Source organism: Sulfuriferula sp. AH1 (genome assembly GCF_002162035.1).
Taxonomy (GTDB): domain Bacteria; phylum Pseudomonadota; class Gammaproteobacteria; order Burkholderiales; family Sulfuriferulaceae; genus Sulfuriferula.
Genome location: NZ_CP021138.1, coordinates 1666040 through 1685433, shown reverse-complemented (window position 1 = coordinate 1685433; position 19394 = coordinate 1666040). Strand labels below are relative to the sequence as shown.

The following is a 19394-nucleotide window of genomic DNA, read 5'->3' as shown; positions in this document are numbered from 1 at the left end:
ATGACAATCAAGAAAATTACAGGCGTCCTGACTTTGGGACCTTTAAGACGGCACGATCAGGTGGATACGATTTATCGATATATTAGAATTTCCGACGCGTATCTGGAGCAGGTTAAGATCCCCGGCGTACTGAATTCATTGCTACGCAACGGCGCGATCTGCACGCTATGGGTAGCGACCATCAATACGCCAACGCCGTTCTTTTTTAAAACAAAGATTCATGTCGTGTATGCGGTGGAGGTTAACGGCACGGTGCACAAGGCGATTGATGAAGTGCAGCGCGGTTGGACGACGGGTAAATGGCTTACCGTGGCGATGCTGATGGGAGCGGGTCTTCTTACCATCCTGCTCTATATCGGCTTGCTGTTCTGGATCAACGCATTTCGCTTGTCATTTGTTGAGCTGCCGATTAAGGAGATGAGGAGAGAGCCGGGAGAGGCTAAAGCATGATAAAACTCTTTATGTGCCCAACAGATACTAGAGCGGGCTAAGAGGGTGGCTGTGTGTCAAATTCAGGCTCTTTATCTTATGCCGGTTCTGGCATCGATTGGGCGTTAGTTACCCGGTAGGGCGGAATATATAATTGGATAGGGTGCTAATCTTGGACTGGCTGGCAGCGAGATCGTCCAGAAATATGCCGAGATCGACCACGCCCGCCTGCCGTAATGCGGCAGCTACGCGCATTGATCGGGCCTCGCTTTTCGGTAGCAGGATGGCTTTGGCGTTTTCGTAAGGCCGTGGGATGTGGTGCCAAAGCCATGTAGCCTTGAATGCACGCATGGCATCGTCGAAAGCGCAGGAGATGTCGGTCTTGTCCGAGATGACGAACATCTCATAGTCGCGCCGCAAAGAGGCGATGGCGATGGCGTTGAGCGAGTAGGTGTATAGTTTGCCACGGAGCGTCACGTTCTCGGGCAATCGAGCCGCGATGTACTTGGCGGCAGCAAAGTGGTGAGAGCCGCCGTTGTTCATCAGAAATAGGCGCCCATCCCACAAATACCGGGTGAAGTGATCGGTGGTGTTGTTCGTGTGGATGATGCGAATTTCGCTGTGCGCAAGATTCTTAGTCAACTTAGCGTGACTGATCTCGTCGATCATGTCGCGGGAGTTTGTTTCGACCATTTTATCCGTGCTGGTGAAATCGCGAAGCTCTGACTTCGATGTAGAAAATCCATGCACATCGGTGATGTCGCATACCCAGTTGTCCATAATCTCCCGCTGGCCGATCTGGTCGTACTCCGGCCGATGTAGCTGGAAGCTCTCATAGTGGTCGCCTGTTGCCTTCCATCCCGTCAGGTCGCCGCGATTGCGGCGAGGCCAGTCCAATACCGGGGGGGTGCCTAATTCGTGCCACGGCACGACACTGGCGGCTGCAATGCAAGGCGCAGGGTCACTCAGTTCGACCCGGATATCGGGGTGCTGCTCCAGTAGTCGCATCAGACTGACAGGGAAGCCCGAGTCCTTTCGGATGCTGTTATAGATGGTGTTGAGTAATGGATGCATCTTTTTTCAGATATTCCGCCCTCAAGCGTGGTGAACGGTATGCGTCTCGAAAGAGATATTGAGAACTTTTCGGATCGCTGAAAAAACTGCTGTCAAGTTCTCCATGGTTGGGTTTCCTCGAGCAGAAAGCATTCGATGAACGCTCTTGCTTGGGCGATTAGTCGCCGTAGCAATTTGCTCAAATCCCACGGTCGCGTTAACTACGTCGCGCAGCAGTAAGCGAGCAGCTTCCGCCTCACCATTGAGAAACATATCGGTTGCCTCTCTCAGCAATGCCTCGGCAAACGCCGGATCTGCCTTGATCCGGGCTTGTACCGTATCGCTGGAATCCACAGTTAGCTGTCCCATAACCTATCCTTTCTGACCTTTCTTTAACATAGCCTTGCGGGCATCGTAGTCATCCCGCAATTTTTTTGCTTGCTTGATGTCTGCAGCTTGGCCGTTCTTTGTGCCGCCACCAAGAAGCACGATTAATTTATCGCCGTCCTGGATGAGGTAAATTCGAATCCCCGGCCCCCAGTCAATTCGATATTCCTTGAGCGTTCCATCGAGGGGTTTCACGTTCCCCAAGCTGCCCGCCATCATGCGCACACGGGCTGCGGCAACTTTGACGGCGTACTCAACCGGCAAGCCACTGAACCACTCGTTGTAGTGGTTCTTTCGTTCCTTGGTTATATATTCTTCAACCTTGATGGCCATGATTTATAGTAACTCATATGTTACTTTCAGGCAAGAACTATCCTAATTTTTTAGCCAGATCCTTGGCGCGTGGATGATAATACCGCTTTAGCATCGTCAGTGTCTTGTGGCCAGTCACGGCCGAAAGCTCAAGGACGTTATCCAGCTTTTCGGCAATTCTGCTGGTTGCTTCGTGCCTGAGATCATGGAAGTGGAAATTTCCGAGGTCTGCGCGCGCTACAGCGCGTGTAAAAGCCTTTTTAACGGCGTCTGCTGTAGTGGGGAACACTCTGCCTGAAATATGCCTTGGCAGACGCGTTAAAACCTCATAGGCGCGTATGGAAAGCGGCACATCACGGGATTCTCCATTCTTGGTGTCGTGCAGCCTAACAAAGCGATCAGCAAGAAAAACATCTTTCCACTGTAACGACAGTAGCTCACCTCGGCGCATGGCGGTTTCAAGCGCCAGGATTACCAACGGGCGCATCCAGGGATTACGCGATCCGCCTTCGTTGAAGGTACCGCGTTCCGATCGGGTTGTTTCTTCCAGTTCGGCCAGTAGCTTTTTTTCCTCGTCGACCGCAAGCCGTCGGTTACGCGCTCGGTTTTCGGGTGGGCGGCGGATCATGGCGACGGGATTCTCGATATAGATACCCCATTCCTTCCTGGCAACATTGATGACATGGGAGATCAGGTTCAAATCGCGATTGGTGGTGGATCCGGAAACCTCTTTAAGTCGTCGATCGCGCCATTCGGCCATTAGTTTGCCGGATAAGCCGGCGGCCTTGATTTTGGCAATGGGGTCCTGCTGGAGCGAGATAAGCCGGTAACGCTCGGAGTCGCGACCCTTCTTATGGCAGGATACTTCGGTCAGGTAGCGCCTCAGGAGATCGCCGAGTGTATTTTTCTCGGCTTCGGTGCGATCAATAAAAACACCGCGTTCAATCTCGGACTCGATGATGGCGGCCCATGCTCGCGCATCGGCCGCTTTAGAGAATGTACGAGTGATTTTCGGCCAGTCATCCCGACGAATTTGCACTTCGTATTTCTTGGTTGCTTTTCTTTGTCTGATCGTTGCCATCGCAGCCTCATTTCCACATCATTGTGGCAATTTTGTGGCAAGACAGCTTTGATTCGGGAGGACAGAAATCGACGGTGCTTAAAAACCCTTATCGATCAATATCTTAAATTGGTGGGCGATACTGGGTTCGAACCAGTGACCCCTGCCGTGTGAAGGCAGTGCTCTACCGCTGAGCTAACCGCCCTTTAATGAGGGGCGCATTTAATCATATTCGCCGGGCTTCGTCAAATGCTAATGGGTCGTTCAACTCTCGTGATGTAAGGCGACGAGGTGTTCCAGTACGTTACGCACACGGCCCATGGTGGCATTGAGTGTGGCTTGGACTTCGCTGCCGCTGATGGCGATTTTGCTGGTGCCGCGCCCGGCGGCGTGATTGGCGACGACGCCGATGGCGGCGTATTTGAGGTCGAGTTCGCGAGCGAGGCTGGCTTCGGGCATGCCGGTCATGCCGACCATGGTGGCGCCGTCGCGCTCCAGGCGATTGATCTCGGCGGCGGTTTCCAGACGCGGCCCTGAACGCAGGCATATACGCCGTTGTCAATGTAGCTTTCCTTTACACTGTTCGCAGCGGTCATGATGCGCTGGCGCATGTCTTCGCAATAGGGTTCTGTGAAGTCGATATGGGTGACGGGATGTTCGTTGTTGCCGTCGAAAAATGTGGTTTTGCGGCCGTAGGTATAGTCGATAATCTGGTCGGGGATGACCAATGCACCGGGAATCAGGTCCGGATGGATGCCGCCTACGCTGGCCACGGAAACGATATGGGTGACGTTCTGGTCCTTGAGTGCCCAGATGTTCGCGCAGTAGTTGACCTTGTGCGGCGGGATGGTATGGCCGTAACCGTGGCGCGCAAGAAAAATCACTTCATGTCCGTTGATGTCGCCGAAAGTAAGAGCGCCGGAAGCTTCGCCGTAAGGAGTACGCGCGACTTGGCGATGAGTGATGGCAAGGTTTGCGAGTTGGGTGAGTCCGGTTCCGCCGATGATAGCCAGCATGGTTTATTCCTTGATGTTCGTAATGATGAGCCTGAATGCCATTGAGCCATTACCGGCGTACGATAATGGCTCAATGGGCATTTCCGGCTATGGGCTTATGCTTGCTGTATGCCTGCAATATGCCATGGTGCGCTGCGATCGTTTGCCGGTTTCTGGATATGCCAGATCTCATTGAACGGTTCTGCCGGTGCATTGGCTTCTTCGCGTATCAAGCCGTGGAAACGCACGCTGACGGTGATGTAGTCACTTGCAGTGACGATATCGAGCATGTCGGCATTGAGCAGGGTGACATCGGTTTTTTGCGTCGTATCGCCGCGTTCCTGTATTTGCATGCTGACTTCGGCGAATACTTCGGGTGTAGTGTATTCGCGGATGTCATTCAGGTCGGCTGTGTCATAGGCAGCTTGCAGGCGGATGAAATGGGTCTTGGCATCGCGTACGAATGCGGCCTCATCAAACCAATCAGGACGGCTGCCGGGCATGCTCGTCATCGTACTGCCGCCCGCAAGGCTGTCAGTGTCCATGGCTGGGACAGCAGCAGTCTGCCCGTAAGCGCTGTAAGCGGCGGCTTGAGGTTGCGCGCCGTTGCCGATGCGGCGTAACGAGCGGAACAGGAAAAATATGCCTGCTGCCAATGCCAGCATGAGCAGGATGTCCATGCCCTTGATGCCTTCAAAGCCATGTCCCATGAACATGGAAGCCAGCAGGCCGCCTGCTGCCAGACCGGCCAACGGACCTAGCCATTTATTGCCGGTGGGAGCGGGGGCTGTTGGCGCTGGTGCGGTAGCCGGAGCGCGGGGCGCAGCTTGCTGGGTGTAACTCTGGCTTTGTTTGCCAAAGCTTTTTCCGCCGCCGAAGCGTTTGGCTTCGGCAGTGCCGGTAATCAGGCTCAGACTGATAAATAGGGTAAGTGCGATGGCGAGAATTTTTCGCATTGTGGCGCTCCAGTTCAAAAACGTTGATGTAATGATGTTTATACAATAGCAGCTGATTGTGACATACCTTAGACCCAGATGGGGTTCATTCTTTTACTTTCAAGGCATAGATGGCGGGTAAGTTGCGCCATGCACCTGATATATCCATGCCACAGCCGAATACATAGCGATTGGGCAGGGTAAGCCCGATGTAGTCGGCCTGGATGGGTTTGGATTTGCCGATGTTTTTATTGGTCAGTACCGCACAGCTAACTTGCGCTGCACCGAGGGCAAGCAGCTTCTCCTTGATGGCGGCGAGGGTATGGCCTTCGTCGAGGATGTCGTCGAGCAGTAGAACATGGCGGCCCTGTACCGATTCGCGCGGCATGGCGATCCATTTCAGTTCGGTGCCTTGCATCGCATCGCCATAGCGGCTGGCGTGAATGTAGTCGCAGTCCAGCGGGAAGCGCAGCAATGGTAATAGCTGTCCGGCAAACATCATGCCGCCGTTCATCACGGTAATGACCAGCGGATTTTTGTCGGTGCAATCGGCGGTGATGTCGATTGCGAGCCGGGTAATCGCATCATTCACATCGTCCGCCGAGAAAATGAGCTCTGCGTTTTGCAGGACTTGCCATGCGTCATGGGGGTTTAGCATGCTAGCTCCGTTGGCGCCGGGTTTCATACAGGCAGATTCCGGCCGAAACCGAAACGTTCAGGCTTTCCACCGTACCGTACATGGGGATTTTGACCATGGCGTCGCAGTGTTCGCGGGTAAGGCGGCGCAAGCCTGTGCCTTCCGCACCCAGTACCCAGGCGACCGAACCGCTGACATCGGCCTGAGCGATCTCGGTTTCGGCCGTGCCATCGGTGCCGATGATGAATACGCCGTATTCCTTGATGTCGCGCATGGCGCGAGCGAGGTTGGTAACGGTCAGATAGGGCACGGTGTCGGCCGCGCCGCAGGCGACTTTGGCAACAGTAGGGGTGAGCCCGACTGCGCGATCCTTGGGGGCGATCACGGCATTGGCACCCATGGCGTCGGCAACGCGCAGGCAGGCGCCCAAGTTGTGCGGATCCTGCACGCCATCGAGTATCAGCAGCAACAACGGGCCTTGCAGGCCTTCCAGTACTTCATCGACATGGCGCGGTTGCTGCACCATGGTGACGCGTGCAGCGATGCCTTGGTGGCGCGGACCGCCGGCGATGCCGTCAAGACGTTTGCTGTCCACTTGCATGATGCGCAGTCCGAGCTGCTTTGCTGACTCGATCAGATCCCGTGCTCGTGGATCCTGGCGTGCGGCGTCGACGAAAATCTCTTCAATGCTGCCCGGATTGACGCGTAACCGTGAGGTCACAGCGTGGAACCCGTAAATTAAAATTGCGGCCATGTGTTATTCCTGTGTTATTTGCGGCGCCGGCGCGATTTTTTTGCGGGCGCATCGGCGGAAGGCGTGGATTGTACGGCAGCACGTTTGCCTTGCGTGGATTTTTTCGCTGATTTGGCGCCTGCTTTTGCCGCTGGTTTCTGCGCCGATTTGACTGCTGTTTTGCGTGCGCTGTTGTCGACGGTAGTCAGGCTGAAATCGATCCGCGTGGTGTCCAGACTGACGCGTACGATCTTGACATGGACGCGGTCACCGAGGCGATAGCGCACCCCGGTGCGTTCGCCGAGAATCTGGTGACGGGTTTTGTCGAAATGGAAATAATCGCTACCGAGCTCGGAAATATGCACCAGACCTTCCACGTAAATATCATCCAGCGCGACGAACAGGCCGAATCCGGTGACGCTGGCAATGGTGCCGACGAATTCTTCGCCGACGCGGTCCTGCATGTAATAGCATTTTAGCCACGCTTCGACATCGCGTGTGGCGTCATCGGCGCGGCGTTCGGTCATCGAACTGTGGCCGCCCAGCTCCACCCAGTTGCCGGGTACGTATTTTTCGCCGTTGAGCGCGGCTTTGATGGAGCGGTGTACCAATAAATCGGGATAGCGGCGAATCGGCGAGGTGAAGTGGGTGTAGTGCTCATACGCCAGGCCGAAGTGGCCGACATTATCCGGGCTGTAAACGGCTTGTTGCAATGAACGCAGCATCACTGTCTGCAGTAACTGGGCGTCAGGTCTGTTTTTGATCTGTTGCAACAGCTTGGCGTAGTCCTTGGCTTGCGGGTCATCGCCACCGGTCAGGCCCAGGCCGAATTCCGACAGAAATTCACGTAGCGCTGTGAGTTTCTCCGGAGTAGGGCCTTCATGGATGCGGTACAGGGTCGGATGTTTCTGTTTTTTCAGGAAATCCGATGCGCAGACGTTGGCCGATAGCATGCATTCTTCGATGATGCGGTGTGCGTCATTGCGGGTGACCGGGACGATACGCTCTATTTTTTTGTCGTTATTGAACACCATCTGCGTTTCTATGGTTTCGAAGTCGATCGCGCCGCGGCGTTCACGGGCCTTGAGCAGAACCTTGTACAGGGTATAGAGCTGGTTTAGTTCGGGCAGTAAATGGCTGTGCTCACCGGCGTTGGCAGGTTTTTGCAGCCATTCCCAGACCTGGTTGTAGGTAAGACGGGCGTGTGAATACATCACTGCGCGGTAAAACCGGTAACTTTTCACTGCGCCCATGACACCGATTTGCATGTCGCATACCATGCACAGGCGTTCGACCTGCGGATTGAGCGAGCACAAGCCATTGGATAAGGCTTCCGGCAGCATCGGTATCACGCGGCGCGGGAAATATACCGAATTGCCGCGATTGTAAGCTTCCAGGTCGAGGGCATCGCCGGGCTGGACATAATGGGAAACGTCGGCAATCGCGACTATGAGGCGGAAATCCTTGCCTTGCGGCTCGCAGTAAACGGCATCGTCGAAGTCGCGTGCGGTTTCGCCGTCGATGGTGACCAATGGCAGATGGCGAATATCTTCACGTCCTTCATGGTCCTTTTTCAACACCTTTTTCGGCAGTTTCTTTGCCAGGGTTTCCACGGTATCGGGGAAGATATACGGCAATGAGTGTTTGCGCAGCGCGATCTCGATTTCCATGCCCGGGTCGGCGTAGCTGCCGAGTACCTCAACGATGCGGCCAACCGGTTTATTGTATTTGGCGGGTTGTTCGACCAGCTCCACATTGACGACTTCACCGGCTTTGGCGTTGCCCTCGCTGCCTGCCGGAATCAGGATGTCCTGGGTGATGCGTTTGTTCTCGGGTGTGACCAGCATGATGCCGTGTTCGATAATCAGCCGGCCGACGATACGCGTATTGGCGCGTTCCAGTACCTCGACGATTTTGGCTTCGCGCCGGCCGCGCCGGTCGACGCCGACTTCGCGTGCCATGACGCGGTCGCCATGCAATGCTTTTTGCAATTCGCGTGGCGACAGGAACAAATCATCGCTGCCGTCTTCCGGCTTGAGGAAACCGAACCCGTCCGGGTGGCCTTCAACGCGGCCTTTGATCAGGTCGAGTTTCTCTACGACGCACAGATCGCCGCGCCGGTTCTGGATCAGCTCGCCGTCGCGTTCCATGGCGCGCAAGCGGCGCGCGAACAGATCGGCTTCTTCGGCAGTGATGCCCAGCAAGCTGCCTAATTCTTCGCCGAGTAATGGCGCGCCATGCTGGCGCAATACATCCATGATGAATTCGCGGCTGGGCAGCGGGTTCTCATAACGTTCGCGCTCCCGTTCCAGGTGCGGATCGCTCCAGCGAAGGGCTTTGCTTTTACGTGGTTTTTTTGTAGGTGTAATAGTTTTCATTGACAAGTATCCTTGTTCATTTATAATGCGCGTCACTTAGCCCAGATGGCGGAATTGGTAGACGCGCACGGTTCAGGTCCGTGTGCCGCAAGGTGTGGAGGTTCGAGTCCTCTTCTGGGCACCAAGTTTTAGTTTGTTCTTAAAGAAATCCATTAACGATGAATGCGTTAATGGATTTTTTTTCGTCTTGTTGTTCATGTGGTTTTTAATCGTACAGACCGATATTGATCGGCTGTGGGCAAGAGGTAGTTGGGTATTTCAAATGGATGCTCGTAAATACTGGTTAATATAGTATATGGACCGAGCCATTATACCTAGTAGTTTATCTTTGCGCTAAGTATTGGGAAGCTGAGTGAGCCGCTGCGCGGCAGTGGTTGCCGGCGCTGAAATGAAACGCGCCCTGTGCAACCGGTCTGCAATGCCGATCGCGCAGGGCGCATTTTGCTGCGGTACTGTTATTTAATGGGCGCCGCCAAGAACTTTACCATTGACGGTTTCGCCATATTTGCAATTTTCGTTGTGGAATTCCTTCTTGGTTTCTTCAAGGCTGCCCTTGAAACGCGGATCTTGCGGGCGCTCGTGTGACATGACGAATGTGGCGACATCCCATGCCTCCTGATCAGTAAGCGTATTGCCTTTGGACAGCGGCATGTTGGCCTTGATAAAGGCTGCGGCATTGTTTATCTGATGCATGCCTGCGCCCCAGTTAAAGGATTCGGATCCCCATAATGGCGGGAATATGGTTTTACCGTCAACTTTCTTGCCTTCTCCATCTGCGCCATGGCAAATCTGGCAGCTGGCAGCGTAAATGGCTTTGCCCCGATTAAAATCGGGAGCGATGGCCGGTTTCGGCAATGCCTTATAACCTGCGCCATCAAGTTTCGCGCCAACCGGTGCGCCGTTTGCCATCCAGTACGAATAGGTTACCAATGCGATCATTTCCGGGCTGTCGGCCGAAGGCGCTTTACCGTTCATGCTGAATTTGAAGCAACCCTGGATTCTTTGCTCAAACGTATTCACCTTTTTGTTCTTGGCGCGATAAGCCGGGTAACGCACATAGGCTCCCCATAACGGCGCAGAGTCGGGCTTGCGACCGGAAGCGAGGTGGCAGTTTACGCAGTTCAGGCTATTGCCTACATATTGTTTCGCGTAATGCTGAGTGTCGTCGAAAATGTTTTTGCCTTGACGCACGATCTGACCAAACTCATCGTTGGGGATGCTGTCTTCACTCGGCGGGGTGAAGACCGGCGCTTTGACTGGTTCAGGCGTTGTGGTTTTGCTGGCGGCAGCGGTCATGCCGGACATGGCGAACAATGCCAAAGCCATGGCAGTTGCGATTGTGTTCTTCATTGTTGATTTCCATTGGTTAAGGGGTGATTGGCAAGATAGGTCGAAACGGCCTTTACCTGATCTGCCGATAACTTGGTGGCCACAGATTTCATCAAACCGACAGGGTCATTGGCGCGGGCGCCGGATTTCCAGGCTGCGATCTGGTTGGAAATGTACACTGCAGATTGACCGGTGATAGCGGGGAAGTCAGGTTCTATGCCTTTGCCAGCGGGGCCGTGGCATTGGAAACATGCCGGGATTTCATGATTCCAGTCGCCGGTAGTGGCAAGTGCTTCGCCCTTGCGCAGCAAGGCAGGATCGCCCCCGGCCGGAGCAGCGGCGGGAGCAGGCATTGCGGCATAGTAGGCTGCGACTTGCTGGATCTCGGTATCTGACAACGCTTTGGCGATAGGTTGCATTAACGGATTATTGCGTTTGCCAGAGCGGAAATCGTGCAATTGGCGAGCGATATAAGCTGCGTTGAGACCGGCCAGGCGAGGAAATCCGGCTGCCGCTGTGCCGCCGCCGTCAGCACCGTGACATGCCATGCATGCCGTGGCGCCTTGCTTATTGCCTTGGGTGGTAATGGTCCGGGCAGCATCGTCTGCTTGAGCCATGAGCGGGATGCAGGTCATGGCGGCTAGTAAGATATGCTTCAAAATATGCTCCTTCAGCACTGAGGTAATGGTAAAGATGAATTAGTCAGAGTGTATAGCTATTGCTTAACAAATAATCAGATTATTTAATCGCCATGCAGATAAAAATGTTAATTGCCTGATGATGTGTCAGGCTTGGATGGGTATTGTGAAGCTTGGATATCTGACATCTATATGATATATAAATTTATCGTTATATTAGATTATTCTAATATAACGAGCGGGCCGGTTAAATTCAAAATGACAATGCATTGCAACTTGCGAATATAACCGCGACTAACCACGGTAACAAATACTTAACAATTATAGCGATTTGTATCGATAAATTATCTGGTAGTTTTGGACTGTTTGCTCCGGGTTGTATCGGATATGCTCAAGTCCTGGCGTGCGGTGAGACGCCATAACGAGGTAATCTCGACTGCGCGCGCGCTGTGCAGCGGGTCGGCAGCATCGTTGCTTTTGGGGTGATGCGGCTTTATGTCCAGACGCTCCAATACTTGCAGTCCTGCATCGGCGATCAGCGCGAGCAGTTCATTGCGTGAGCGCAATCCGAGATGTTCGGCAAAATCGGAAAGTATCAGCCAGCCTTCCCCCTCTGGCTCAAGATGTGCTGCCAAGCCGTTGAGAAATCCGCGCAGCATGCGGCTATCCGGATCGTAGATGGCGTATTCAATCGCGGCATTGGGGCGTGCCGGTATCCACGGCGGATTGCAGATTATCAACGGTGCGCGTCCTGCCGGGAACATGTCTGCCTGGATGACTTCTACCCGCTTGTTTAAGCCGAGCCGATCGATGTTGTCGCGGGCGCAGGCCAAAGCTCGCGGATCCTGATCGGTGGCGACAACATGTTCAACTCCGCGACGAGCGAGGATTGCTGCCAGCACGCCGGTGCCGGTGCCGATGTCGAATGCCAGCACGGTCGAAGGCAGCGGGGTTTTTGCGACCAGATCCGCATACTCGCCACGTACCGGCGAGAATACCCCGTAATATGGATGGATGCGATCGCCCAGCGCGGGGACGGCCACGCCCTTTTTGCGCCATTCGTGTGCGCCGATCAGACCTTGCAGTTCGCGTAACGAGACAACGGAAGCGGCAGTCGCTGTGCCGTAGGCTTCAATGCAGGCTTCGCGTACGTCCGGAGCGCGCCGTAGCGGGATGACGTAATCGGCATCCAGCGGGATCAGCAGCATCGCCAGCACGCGGGCGCGCAGCGATTGTGCTCGACGATGCAGATTGAAAGCCTCTGTGGGGGAGACTGCCTGACTATCCGGTTTTTTGGGTTTACGCGGCGGTCGGTCGATACGTCGTGCCAATGCTTGCAGCAATTGACGCGCATTCTGGAAATCGCCGCGCCACAACAACGTAGTGCCCTCGCAGGCGAGCCGGTAAGCAGTATCGGCTGGCATGGTGTCGTCAGCGATCACTACCCGTTTGGGTGCCGGCATTTTATTTTCCGAACGCCAGATGGCCGTGTGTACGGCATCTGCCTCTGTCCAGCTCAGGAAGGCGACTTCAGTCATCGGTCTTATCCGTTTTGGCAAGGGATGTGCGGAACGCCTCAAGTTTTGTTTCATAGCTCTCGGCTTCGCCGTAATCCAGGAAATAGGCATAGCGTTTGTGAGAGCCGAGTATTTTGCGCGCATGTTTGATCGGGCAGAAATATTGTTCGGTTCTGGCGATGATTTCCTGAATATAGGCAATCAGACCATTGGCGTATTCACAGTAAAAACAGTGAAATTTTTCGATGAAATTAAGGTAGTGCAATTGGCTGCGGTCGAATAGGATGAAATCGGCACGATGCACCCTGGCGATCTTGTAAATCGGGAAACAGGTTGCCTGGTAAAAACTTATCAACAAATCCATCATGAGCAGCGGGATGGCCATGCTGTAAATGATAGGCCCGGTAATCAGATTTTGCGGACGATTGGTCACCAGCCAGCGAAAGAATCCCAGCTTGAGTTTGCGATGCGCCTGTTTGATAGTCTGTTCAAATTCGATGTGTTTGCCCCTGATTTCGTAAAGAACGCGTGTTTCCTGCTCATGCAGGGCGGTGCGTAGTTCTTCATCCAGAGCATGCATTTGGGTCAGCAAGTTATTGATTTTTTCATTCATGGGACTGTTCCGATGCAGGTAAACAATGGGGACCGGACTGATGCATGCGGTAGCTATTTAGCTATATCTGCCCGAGACATGGGACGAATACAGCTCGACGAAATCCAGTTTTGTGCTATAAATAAATGAGGAGTTGAAATACGTGAACCACACGGAACATTAACTGATTGCGAAAGGAGATTATCATGAATATTTCCATTTCTGACTTCATTATACATGTTGACGAGTCCTTGACTCGGGAACAGCTGGATCGGCTGGAAAGTTCGATTCGGGAAAATGCCTGTGTTGTGAGTGCCGGCGCGAATGACAAAACGCCGCATCTGATGCTGGTCGCTTATAATCCCGAATGTGCTAACTCAAAGGTTATTCTGGAAAACGTTACGAACCAGGGCTTGCGTGCGACTGCATTGGGGCTTTGATTGGTCAGTACCTGCACTATGCTCATGTGAGAGCGAGTGTTGCGAGCAGTATTCTGTAATTGAGCTAGTCAGATTGCTTCAATTCTTTCCCGCAAGTTTCCCATCCGCAGTTCATGCTTCAATACCGCATGCATACGCTTTCTTGTTGTGTCCTTCGATTCCGGACAAGCATGAAGTAAATTATTGACTGCTACACCTGGATTCTGCCGACTGTAATCATAGTCAGGCAGCAGGGTCGTCAACGGCGTGCCGGTGTAAAGGCCGCGGCTGACACCCGTGTATTGACAGGTGGCTTTAGGCCATCCAGGTCTGTAGACGTGACAATGCCGCTTTGAGATTGTCCATCGAGGTGGCGAACGACAGGCGAATATAACCTTCGCTCCCGAATGCAGAACCCGGCACGACTGCGACGCCCGCTTTTTCCAGCAGAAACTCGCTCAATGCGATGTCGGTGGTCGCGGCGATTTTGCCTGCCTGATGCAGGCGCCGGATCGCATTGCTGACATCCGGGAAGGCATAGAATGCGCCGCCGGCATGCAGGCAATTAACGCCCGGTATCTTGTTCAGATTGGCGACGACGAATTCATGACGCTCACGGAACGCGGCGATCATCGGTACGATGCAATTCTGATCGCCGTTGAGTGCTGCTTCGGCGGCCACTTGCGAAATCGAGGTAGGGTTGGAAGTCGACTGCGATTGCACATTTTCCATCGCGGTAATGAGTTTTTCCGGACCTGCGCAATAGCCGATACGCCAGCCGGTCATCGCATAGGCTTTGGATACGCCGTTGAGCACCATGGTGCGGTCATAGAGGTCGGGGCAGGCGTTGAGTATATTGCTGAACGGGCCATCCTGCAGGCGGATGTGTTCGTACATGTCATCGGTGGCAATGATGATGCCGGGATGATTGCGCAGCACGGCACCTAATGCCGTCAGCTCTTCCAGGCTGTACACGGCGCCGCTAGGATTGCTCGGGCTGTTCAGCACTACCAGGCGAGTGCGAGGTGTGATCGCGGCCTGCAACTGTGCCGGGGTGATTTTGAAGCCTTGCGCGATGCCGGCTTCAATAATTACCGGCGTACCGCCGGCAAGAATGACGATGTCGGGATAGGATACCCAGTATGGTGCCGGGATTATCACTTCATCACCCGGATTAATCAGCGCCTGCACCAGATTGAAGAAACTTTGCTTGCCACCGCAGGACACCAGAATTTGTTTGGCGGTATAGTCCAGGCCGTTATCGCGCCTGAATTTGGCGATGACGGCCTGTTTTAACGACGGCGTACCGCCCACGGCGGTGTATTTGGTGAAACCGCTGTTGATTGCATTGATCGCCGCAACTTTAATATGCTCCGGGGTGTCGAAATCGGGTTCGCCTGCACCCAGGCCGATGATGTCTTTGCCTTCAGCTTTGAGCTTTGCTGCGCGTGCGGTAACAGCAAGGGTAGGTGAGGGTTTGATGGCCTGAACGCGATTTGAGAGTTCCAACTTAAACATCCTTGAGTAGTATGTCAGAGCGAATTCGCCGACATGATAAGATTGACAGGTTAAAAACAGACGGATTTTACTCGTGATTGTCACTTTTCCCAATAGTCCTTTTCGATTGCATCAACCTTTTTTACCGGCAGGCGATCAGCCGCAGGCCATAGAGAAGCTGGTAGAGGGGATCAACGACGGACTGGCGTTTCAGACTTTGCTCGGCGTGACCGGCTCCGGCAAGACCTACACGATGGCGCATGTCATCGCGCAATTGGGGCGGCCGGCGATGATCATGGCGCCGAACAAGACTCTGGCAGCGCAGCTGTATGCGGAAATGCGCGAGTTTTTTCCGGAGAATTCGGTCGAGTATTTCGTTTCCTACTACGATTACTATCAGCCCGAGGCATATGTGCCAGCGCGTGACCTGTTCATCGAGAAGGATTCCAGCATCAACGAGCATATCGAGCAGATGCGCCTGTCGGCAACCAAGGCGCTGCTGGAGCGCAAGGACAGCATCATCGTGGCGACGGTTTCCGCGATTTACGGTATCGGCGATCCGGGCGATTATCATCAGATGATTTTGCATCTGCGCCAGGGCGAGAAACTGTCGCAGCGCGATGCGATCCAGCGGTTGATTGCGATGCAATACGACAGGAACGAATACGAATTCAAACGCGGCGTGTTTCGCGTGCGCGGCGACGTACTGGATATTTTTCCGGCGGAGAGTGCCGAACATGCGGTGCGCATTTCGCTGTTTGACGACGAGGTGGAAAGCATCCGCCTGTTCGATCCGCTTACCGGCCATTTGTTGCAGAAACTGCCACGGTTCACCGTGTACCCGTCCAGCCATTATGTCACCCCGCGCAGCACCACCTTGCGGGCGATCGAGGCGATCAAGCTCGAATTGCGTGAACAACTGGAAGAATATTACCGCGAGAACAAGCTGGTCGAAGCGCAACGGCTGGAGCAGCGCACGCGATTCGATCTGGAGATGATGAACGAGCTGGGGTTCTGCAAAGGTATTGAAAATTACTCGCGGCATCTGTCCGGGCGCAAACCGGGCGAGCCGCCGCCGACGCTGATCGATTATCTGCCACCGCAGGCGCTGATGATCATCGACGAATCGCACGTCACCATCCCGCAGATCGGCGGCATGTACAAGGGTGACCGTGCACGCAAGGAAAATCTGGTCAATTACGGCTTTCGCCTGCCGTCGGCGATGGATAACCGCCCGCTGCGTTTCGATGAGTTCGAGCGCATCATGCGCCAGACGGTGTTCGTATCGGCGACGCCGGCCGAGTATGAACAGCAGCATCAGGGACAGGTGGTGGAGCAGGTAGTGCGCCCGACCGGTCTGGTCGATCCCGAGATCGAAGTGCGGCCGGTAGCGACTCAGGTGGATGACGTGCTCTCCGAAATCACCAAACGCGTCGCGGTTAACGAGCGCGTGCTGGTGACCACGCTGACCAAGCGCATGTCGGAAGACCTCACCGATTACTTGTCGGAACATGGGGTGAAGGTACGCTATCTGCATTCCGATGTGGATACGGTGGAGCGCGTCGAGATCATCCGCGATCTGCGGCTGGGCGTGTTTGACGTGCTGGTTGGCATCAATCTGCTGCGCGAGGGGCTGGATATCCCTGAAGTGTCGCTGGTCGCGATCCTGGATGCGGACAAGGAGGGTTTCCTGCGTTCGGAACGCTCGCTGATCCAGACCATCGGCCGGGCGGCGCGCAACTTGCATGGCCGTGCGATCCTGTACGCTGACCGCATTACCAACTCGATGCGGCGGGCGATGGATGAGACCGAACGCCGCCGCCATAAGCAAGTGGCATATAACCTTGAGCATGGCATCACGCCGCGCGGGGTGGTGAAAGGCATCAAGGATATCATCGAGGGCGCATATGATATGGAAAGCGCACAAGCCAACCATAAGGCGGCGCGAAAGCTGGCGAGCTATCATGCCAAGGATGAGAAGACGCTGACCCGCGAATTGAAGCAGGTGGAAAAAGACATGCTCACTGCCGCCAAAAATCTGGAGTTCGAGCGCGCAGCCGAATTGCGCGATGAGCTGAAGCATCTGAAAGCCGTGTTGTTTGGCGCAGACGGGACGCATGAAGGCGACTAAGCCATGCGCTTAGCCGTACTCGCGTTTGTGGCGGGGGTAATGTGCTTGCAGCTGCAAGCCGCGTTGCCTGATCTGGCCTGGGCATGGGGTTTGCCGTTGCTGGCTTCGGCATGGGGGTTGCCGAAAGAAGGCGCTTGGCGGCGGGTGCGCGGTTCGGTTTTGTTGGGATTCTGGTTCGCGCTGGGGTTTTTTTATACGGCGGGGCTGGCGCAACAGCGTCTGGCGGATGCCTTGCCATCGGCATGGGAGGGTGTGGATGTCGCAGTGGTGGGCGTGGTAGCGGGTTTGCCGGTGACGACTGAGCGCGGCCAGCGTTTCGGATTCGATATCGAACGGGTGCTGACACCGGGCGCAGTGGTGCCGCAGCATGTGCAACTGTCGACGTATCGTACCGGTTTCAACGGCAAGCCGCTACCCGATGCGCTGACAGTGCATGCTGCGCAGCGCTGGCAACTGACGGTGCGCCTGCGACGCCCGCATGCCACGCAGAATCCTCATGTGATGGATATGGAAGCGCAGTGGTTCGCGCATGACATACGCACTCTGGGAATGGTGCGCGAGCGGAGCGAACACCGGTTGCTGACAGTACAAGTTGCGGAACCGCACTATCTGGTCGAGGCCGTGCGAGAGCACATTGCCGCACGCTTTGATCGTGTATTGGCGGATGCGCCTTACGCCGGGGTGCTGAAGGCACTGGCGATCGGCGATCAGTCTGCTATTCCGTCTGCGCAATGGCAGCTTTATCAGCGTACCGGTATTACGCATTTAATCAGTATTTCAGGGCTGCATGTGACCATGCTGTCCGGTCTGGCCTTTGCATTGTGCTATGCGTTATGGCGGCGCAGTACACGATTGACGTTATGGCTGCCGGCACGGCGGGCAGCGGTGCTGATCGGCGCGCTGGCTGCGCTGGCTTATGTGGTGCTGGCGGGGTTCGGCGTGCCGGCGCAGCGTACGCTGTATATGTTGTGGGTGGTCGCGATTGCGTTATGGACAGGGCGCACTCTGGCACCGACGCGAATACTGGCCTGGGCGCTGCTGGTCGTGGTGCTGATCGATCCGTGGGCAGTGCTGGCGGCGGGATTCTGGCTGTCGTTCGGCGCGGTCGCGGTATTGCTGTTCGCCACCGGTTCGCGGGTGGGCGAACAGCATTGGCTGCGCGAGTGGTGGCAAACGCAGTGGGCCGTGACGCTGGCGCTGGCGCCGATATTGCTGTTGCTGTTCGGGCAACTGTCTACGGTATCGCCACTGGCGAATGCTTTCGCGATTCCGCTGCTGAGTTTTCTGATAACACCATTGGCGCTATTGGGCAGTTTCCCTGGCATGGATGCGCCGCTGCACTGGGCACATGCGTTGATGGCGGCATGCGTCTGGTTATTGCAAATGCTGGCGCACTGGCCGATGTGGCAGCAAGCGGAGCCGGGCCGCTGGGCAGTCGGATTGGCGTTGTTGGGCGCGTTATGGTGGCTTATGCCACGAGGATTTCCTGCACGCTGGCTGGGAGCGGTATGGATGCTGCCCGCATTGCTGGTAACTGTTCCGCAACCTGTGCCAGGGGCGATATGGATAAGTGCGATTGATGTGGGGCAGGGGCTGGCCGTGCTGGTGCGCACCGCGCATCATGCGCTGCTGTTCGATGCCGGACCGCGTTACAACAGCGAGGCGGATAGCGGCAGCCGGATAATCGCGCCTTATCTGCGCGGGGAAGGCATCACCCGTCTGGACAGGCTGGTGCTGTCGCATGACGACAATGATCATACGGGCGGCGCTGCATCGATACTGGGCGCAATGCCGGTTGCGGCTGTGATGACTTCATTGCCGGCTACGCATCCGGTCTTTGATCATTACGCCCAGTCGATATTGCGTTGTGAAGCGGGGCAGAGCTGGGATTGGGATGGCGTGCACTTTGCCGTACTGCATCCGACTGCGGGCAGTTATGCGGACAATGCAGTCAAGGACAATCATCGTAGCTGCGTGCTCAAGCTCAGTAGTGCGGGCGGTAGTGTATTATTGCCCGCGGATATAGAAGCGAAGGACGAAATTCAATTGCTGGCGACAGAGCCGGCAGCATTGCGCGCCAATTTGCTGATTGCCCCGCATCACGGCAGCCGAACCTCATCCATTCCGGAATTCATTGCTGCAGTGCAGCCGGCGATGACGGTGTTTACGGTGGGTTACAACAACCGTTTCGGACATCCGCGCAGCGATGTGGTGGCGCGTTATCGCGACGCGGGCAGTCAATTGTTTCGCTCCGATGCGGATGGTTTGGTGAATGTGCGTTTTACGCCAGATGCTGTGCCTGAGGTCAGCCGCTGGCGGCGGCTGCAACAGCATTATTGGCAGGATAGTTAG

17 protein-coding genes, 2 tRNA genes and 1 pseudogene are annotated in these 19394 nt (G+C 55.1%); 5 read left to right on the top strand and 15 right to left on the bottom strand.

Annotated elements, in window-relative coordinates:
- Entirely contained in the window at positions 1–450 is a 450-nt protein-coding gene (locus CAP31_RS08605; RefSeq protein ID WP_087447160.1) for a hypothetical protein, read from the top strand.
- A gap of 108 nt (positions 451–558) precedes the next feature.
- Here CAP31_RS08605 and CAP31_RS08600 read toward each other — a convergent pair whose 3' ends face one another.
- From CAP31_RS08600 to rnr, 10 genes and pseudogenes are all read right to left on the bottom strand, one after another.
- The gene (locus CAP31_RS08600) at positions 559–1503 is read right to left on the bottom strand and encodes a DUF6685 family protein (protein WP_189836603.1); all 945 of its coding nucleotides are present in this window, start codon (positions 1501–1503) and stop codon (positions 559–561) included.
- A 21-nt stretch (positions 1504–1524) separates the two neighbouring features.
- On the bottom strand, positions 1525–1851 hold the full coding sequence (locus tag CAP31_RS08595) for a DNA-binding protein (RefSeq protein WP_087447159.1): 327 nt from the start codon (positions 1849–1851) through the stop codon (positions 1525–1527).
- 3 nt (positions 1852–1854) lie between these two features.
- On the bottom strand, positions 1855–2202 hold the full coding sequence (locus CAP31_RS08590) for a type II toxin-antitoxin system RelE/ParE family toxin (RefSeq protein ID WP_087447158.1): 348 nt from the start codon (positions 2200–2202) through the stop codon (positions 1855–1857).
- Positions 2203–2239: 37 nt separating this feature from the next.
- Positions 2240–3262, bottom strand: a complete 1023-nt coding sequence (locus tag CAP31_RS08585) for a site-specific integrase (RefSeq protein WP_087447157.1) — start codon at positions 3260–3262, stop codon at positions 2240–2242.
- Between the two features lie 109 nt (positions 3263–3371).
- Positions 3372–3446: transfer RNA gene (locus CAP31_RS08580), tRNA-Val, on the bottom strand.
- A 59-nt stretch (positions 3447–3505) separates the two neighbouring features.
- Positions 3506–4257: pseudogene (locus CAP31_RS08575) on the bottom strand (S-methyl-5'-thioinosine phosphorylase).
- 95 nt (positions 4258–4352) lie between these two features.
- A complete protein-coding gene (locus CAP31_RS08570; RefSeq protein WP_087447156.1) occupies positions 4353–5192 on the bottom strand; it encodes a Tim44 domain-containing protein in 840 nt (279 codons plus the stop codon).
- 85 nt (positions 5193–5277) lie between these two features.
- Positions 5278–5829, bottom strand: a complete 552-nt coding sequence (locus tag CAP31_RS08565; protein ID WP_087447155.1) for a hypoxanthine-guanine phosphoribosyltransferase — start codon at positions 5827–5829, stop codon at positions 5278–5280.
- Position 5830: 1 nt separating this feature from the next.
- The gene (gene rlmB, locus CAP31_RS08560; protein ID WP_087447154.1) at positions 5831–6562 is read right to left on the bottom strand and encodes a 23S rRNA (guanosine(2251)-2'-O)-methyltransferase RlmB; all 732 of its coding nucleotides are present in this window, start codon (positions 6560–6562) and stop codon (positions 5831–5833) included.
- A gap of 14 nt (positions 6563–6576) precedes the next feature.
- The gene (gene rnr / locus CAP31_RS08555) at positions 6577–8919 is read right to left on the bottom strand and encodes a ribonuclease R (RefSeq protein WP_087447153.1); all 2343 of its coding nucleotides are present in this window, start codon (positions 8917–8919) and stop codon (positions 6577–6579) included.
- A gap of 39 nt (positions 8920–8958) precedes the next feature.
- Here rnr and CAP31_RS08550 point away from each other — a divergent pair.
- Positions 8959–9043, top strand: a tRNA-Leu gene (locus tag CAP31_RS08550).
- Between the two features lie 335 nt (positions 9044–9378).
- On the opposite strand, the gene CAP31_RS08545 is transcribed toward CAP31_RS08550, so the two are convergent.
- From CAP31_RS08545 to CAP31_RS08530, 4 genes are all read right to left on the bottom strand, one after another.
- Positions 9379–10269, bottom strand: coding sequence for a c-type cytochrome (locus CAP31_RS08545; protein ID WP_087447152.1), 891 nt, complete (start codon positions 10267–10269; stop codon positions 9379–9381).
- On the bottom strand, positions 10266–10907 hold the full coding sequence (locus CAP31_RS08540; RefSeq protein WP_087447151.1) for a c-type cytochrome: 642 nt from the start codon (positions 10905–10907) through the stop codon (positions 10266–10268). The genes CAP31_RS08545 and CAP31_RS08540 overlap by 4 nt, the downstream gene beginning before the upstream one ends.
- 323 nt (positions 10908–11230) lie before the next feature.
- Positions 11231–12424, bottom strand: a complete 1194-nt coding sequence (locus tag CAP31_RS08535; protein WP_087447150.1) for a class I SAM-dependent methyltransferase — start codon at positions 12422–12424, stop codon at positions 11231–11233.
- Positions 12417–13016: a hypothetical protein gene (locus tag CAP31_RS08530; RefSeq protein WP_087447149.1), complete on the bottom strand. Its 600-nt coding sequence runs from the start codon at positions 13014–13016 to the stop codon at positions 12417–12419. Before CAP31_RS08530 ends, CAP31_RS08535 begins: the two co-directional genes overlap by 8 nt.
- 185 nt (positions 13017–13201) lie before the next feature.
- Here CAP31_RS08530 and CAP31_RS08525 point away from each other — a divergent pair, with 185 nt between their 5' ends.
- Positions 13202–13435 carry a hypothetical protein gene (locus CAP31_RS08525; protein ID WP_087447148.1) on the top strand — a complete coding sequence of 78 codons (234 nt, stop codon included), beginning with the start codon at positions 13202–13204 and terminating at the stop codon, positions 13433–13435.
- A gap of 294 nt (positions 13436–13729) precedes the next feature.
- Here the strand turns inward: CAP31_RS08525 and CAP31_RS08520 are convergent, their stop codons facing one another.
- On the bottom strand, positions 13730–14923 hold the full coding sequence (locus CAP31_RS08520) for a pyridoxal phosphate-dependent aminotransferase (RefSeq protein ID WP_087448326.1): 1194 nt from the start codon (positions 14921–14923) through the stop codon (positions 13730–13732).
- Positions 14924–15005: 82 nt separating this feature from the next.
- On the opposite strand from CAP31_RS08520, the gene uvrB reads away from it, so the two are divergent.
- A complete protein-coding gene (gene uvrB, locus CAP31_RS08515) occupies positions 15006–17042 on the top strand; it encodes an excinuclease ABC subunit UvrB (RefSeq protein ID WP_087447147.1) in 2037 nt (678 codons plus the stop codon).
- Positions 17043–17045: 3 nt separating this feature from the next.
- Positions 17046–19394, top strand: coding sequence for a DNA internalization-related competence protein ComEC/Rec2 (locus tag CAP31_RS08510; protein WP_087447146.1), 2349 nt, complete (start codon positions 17046–17048; stop codon positions 19392–19394).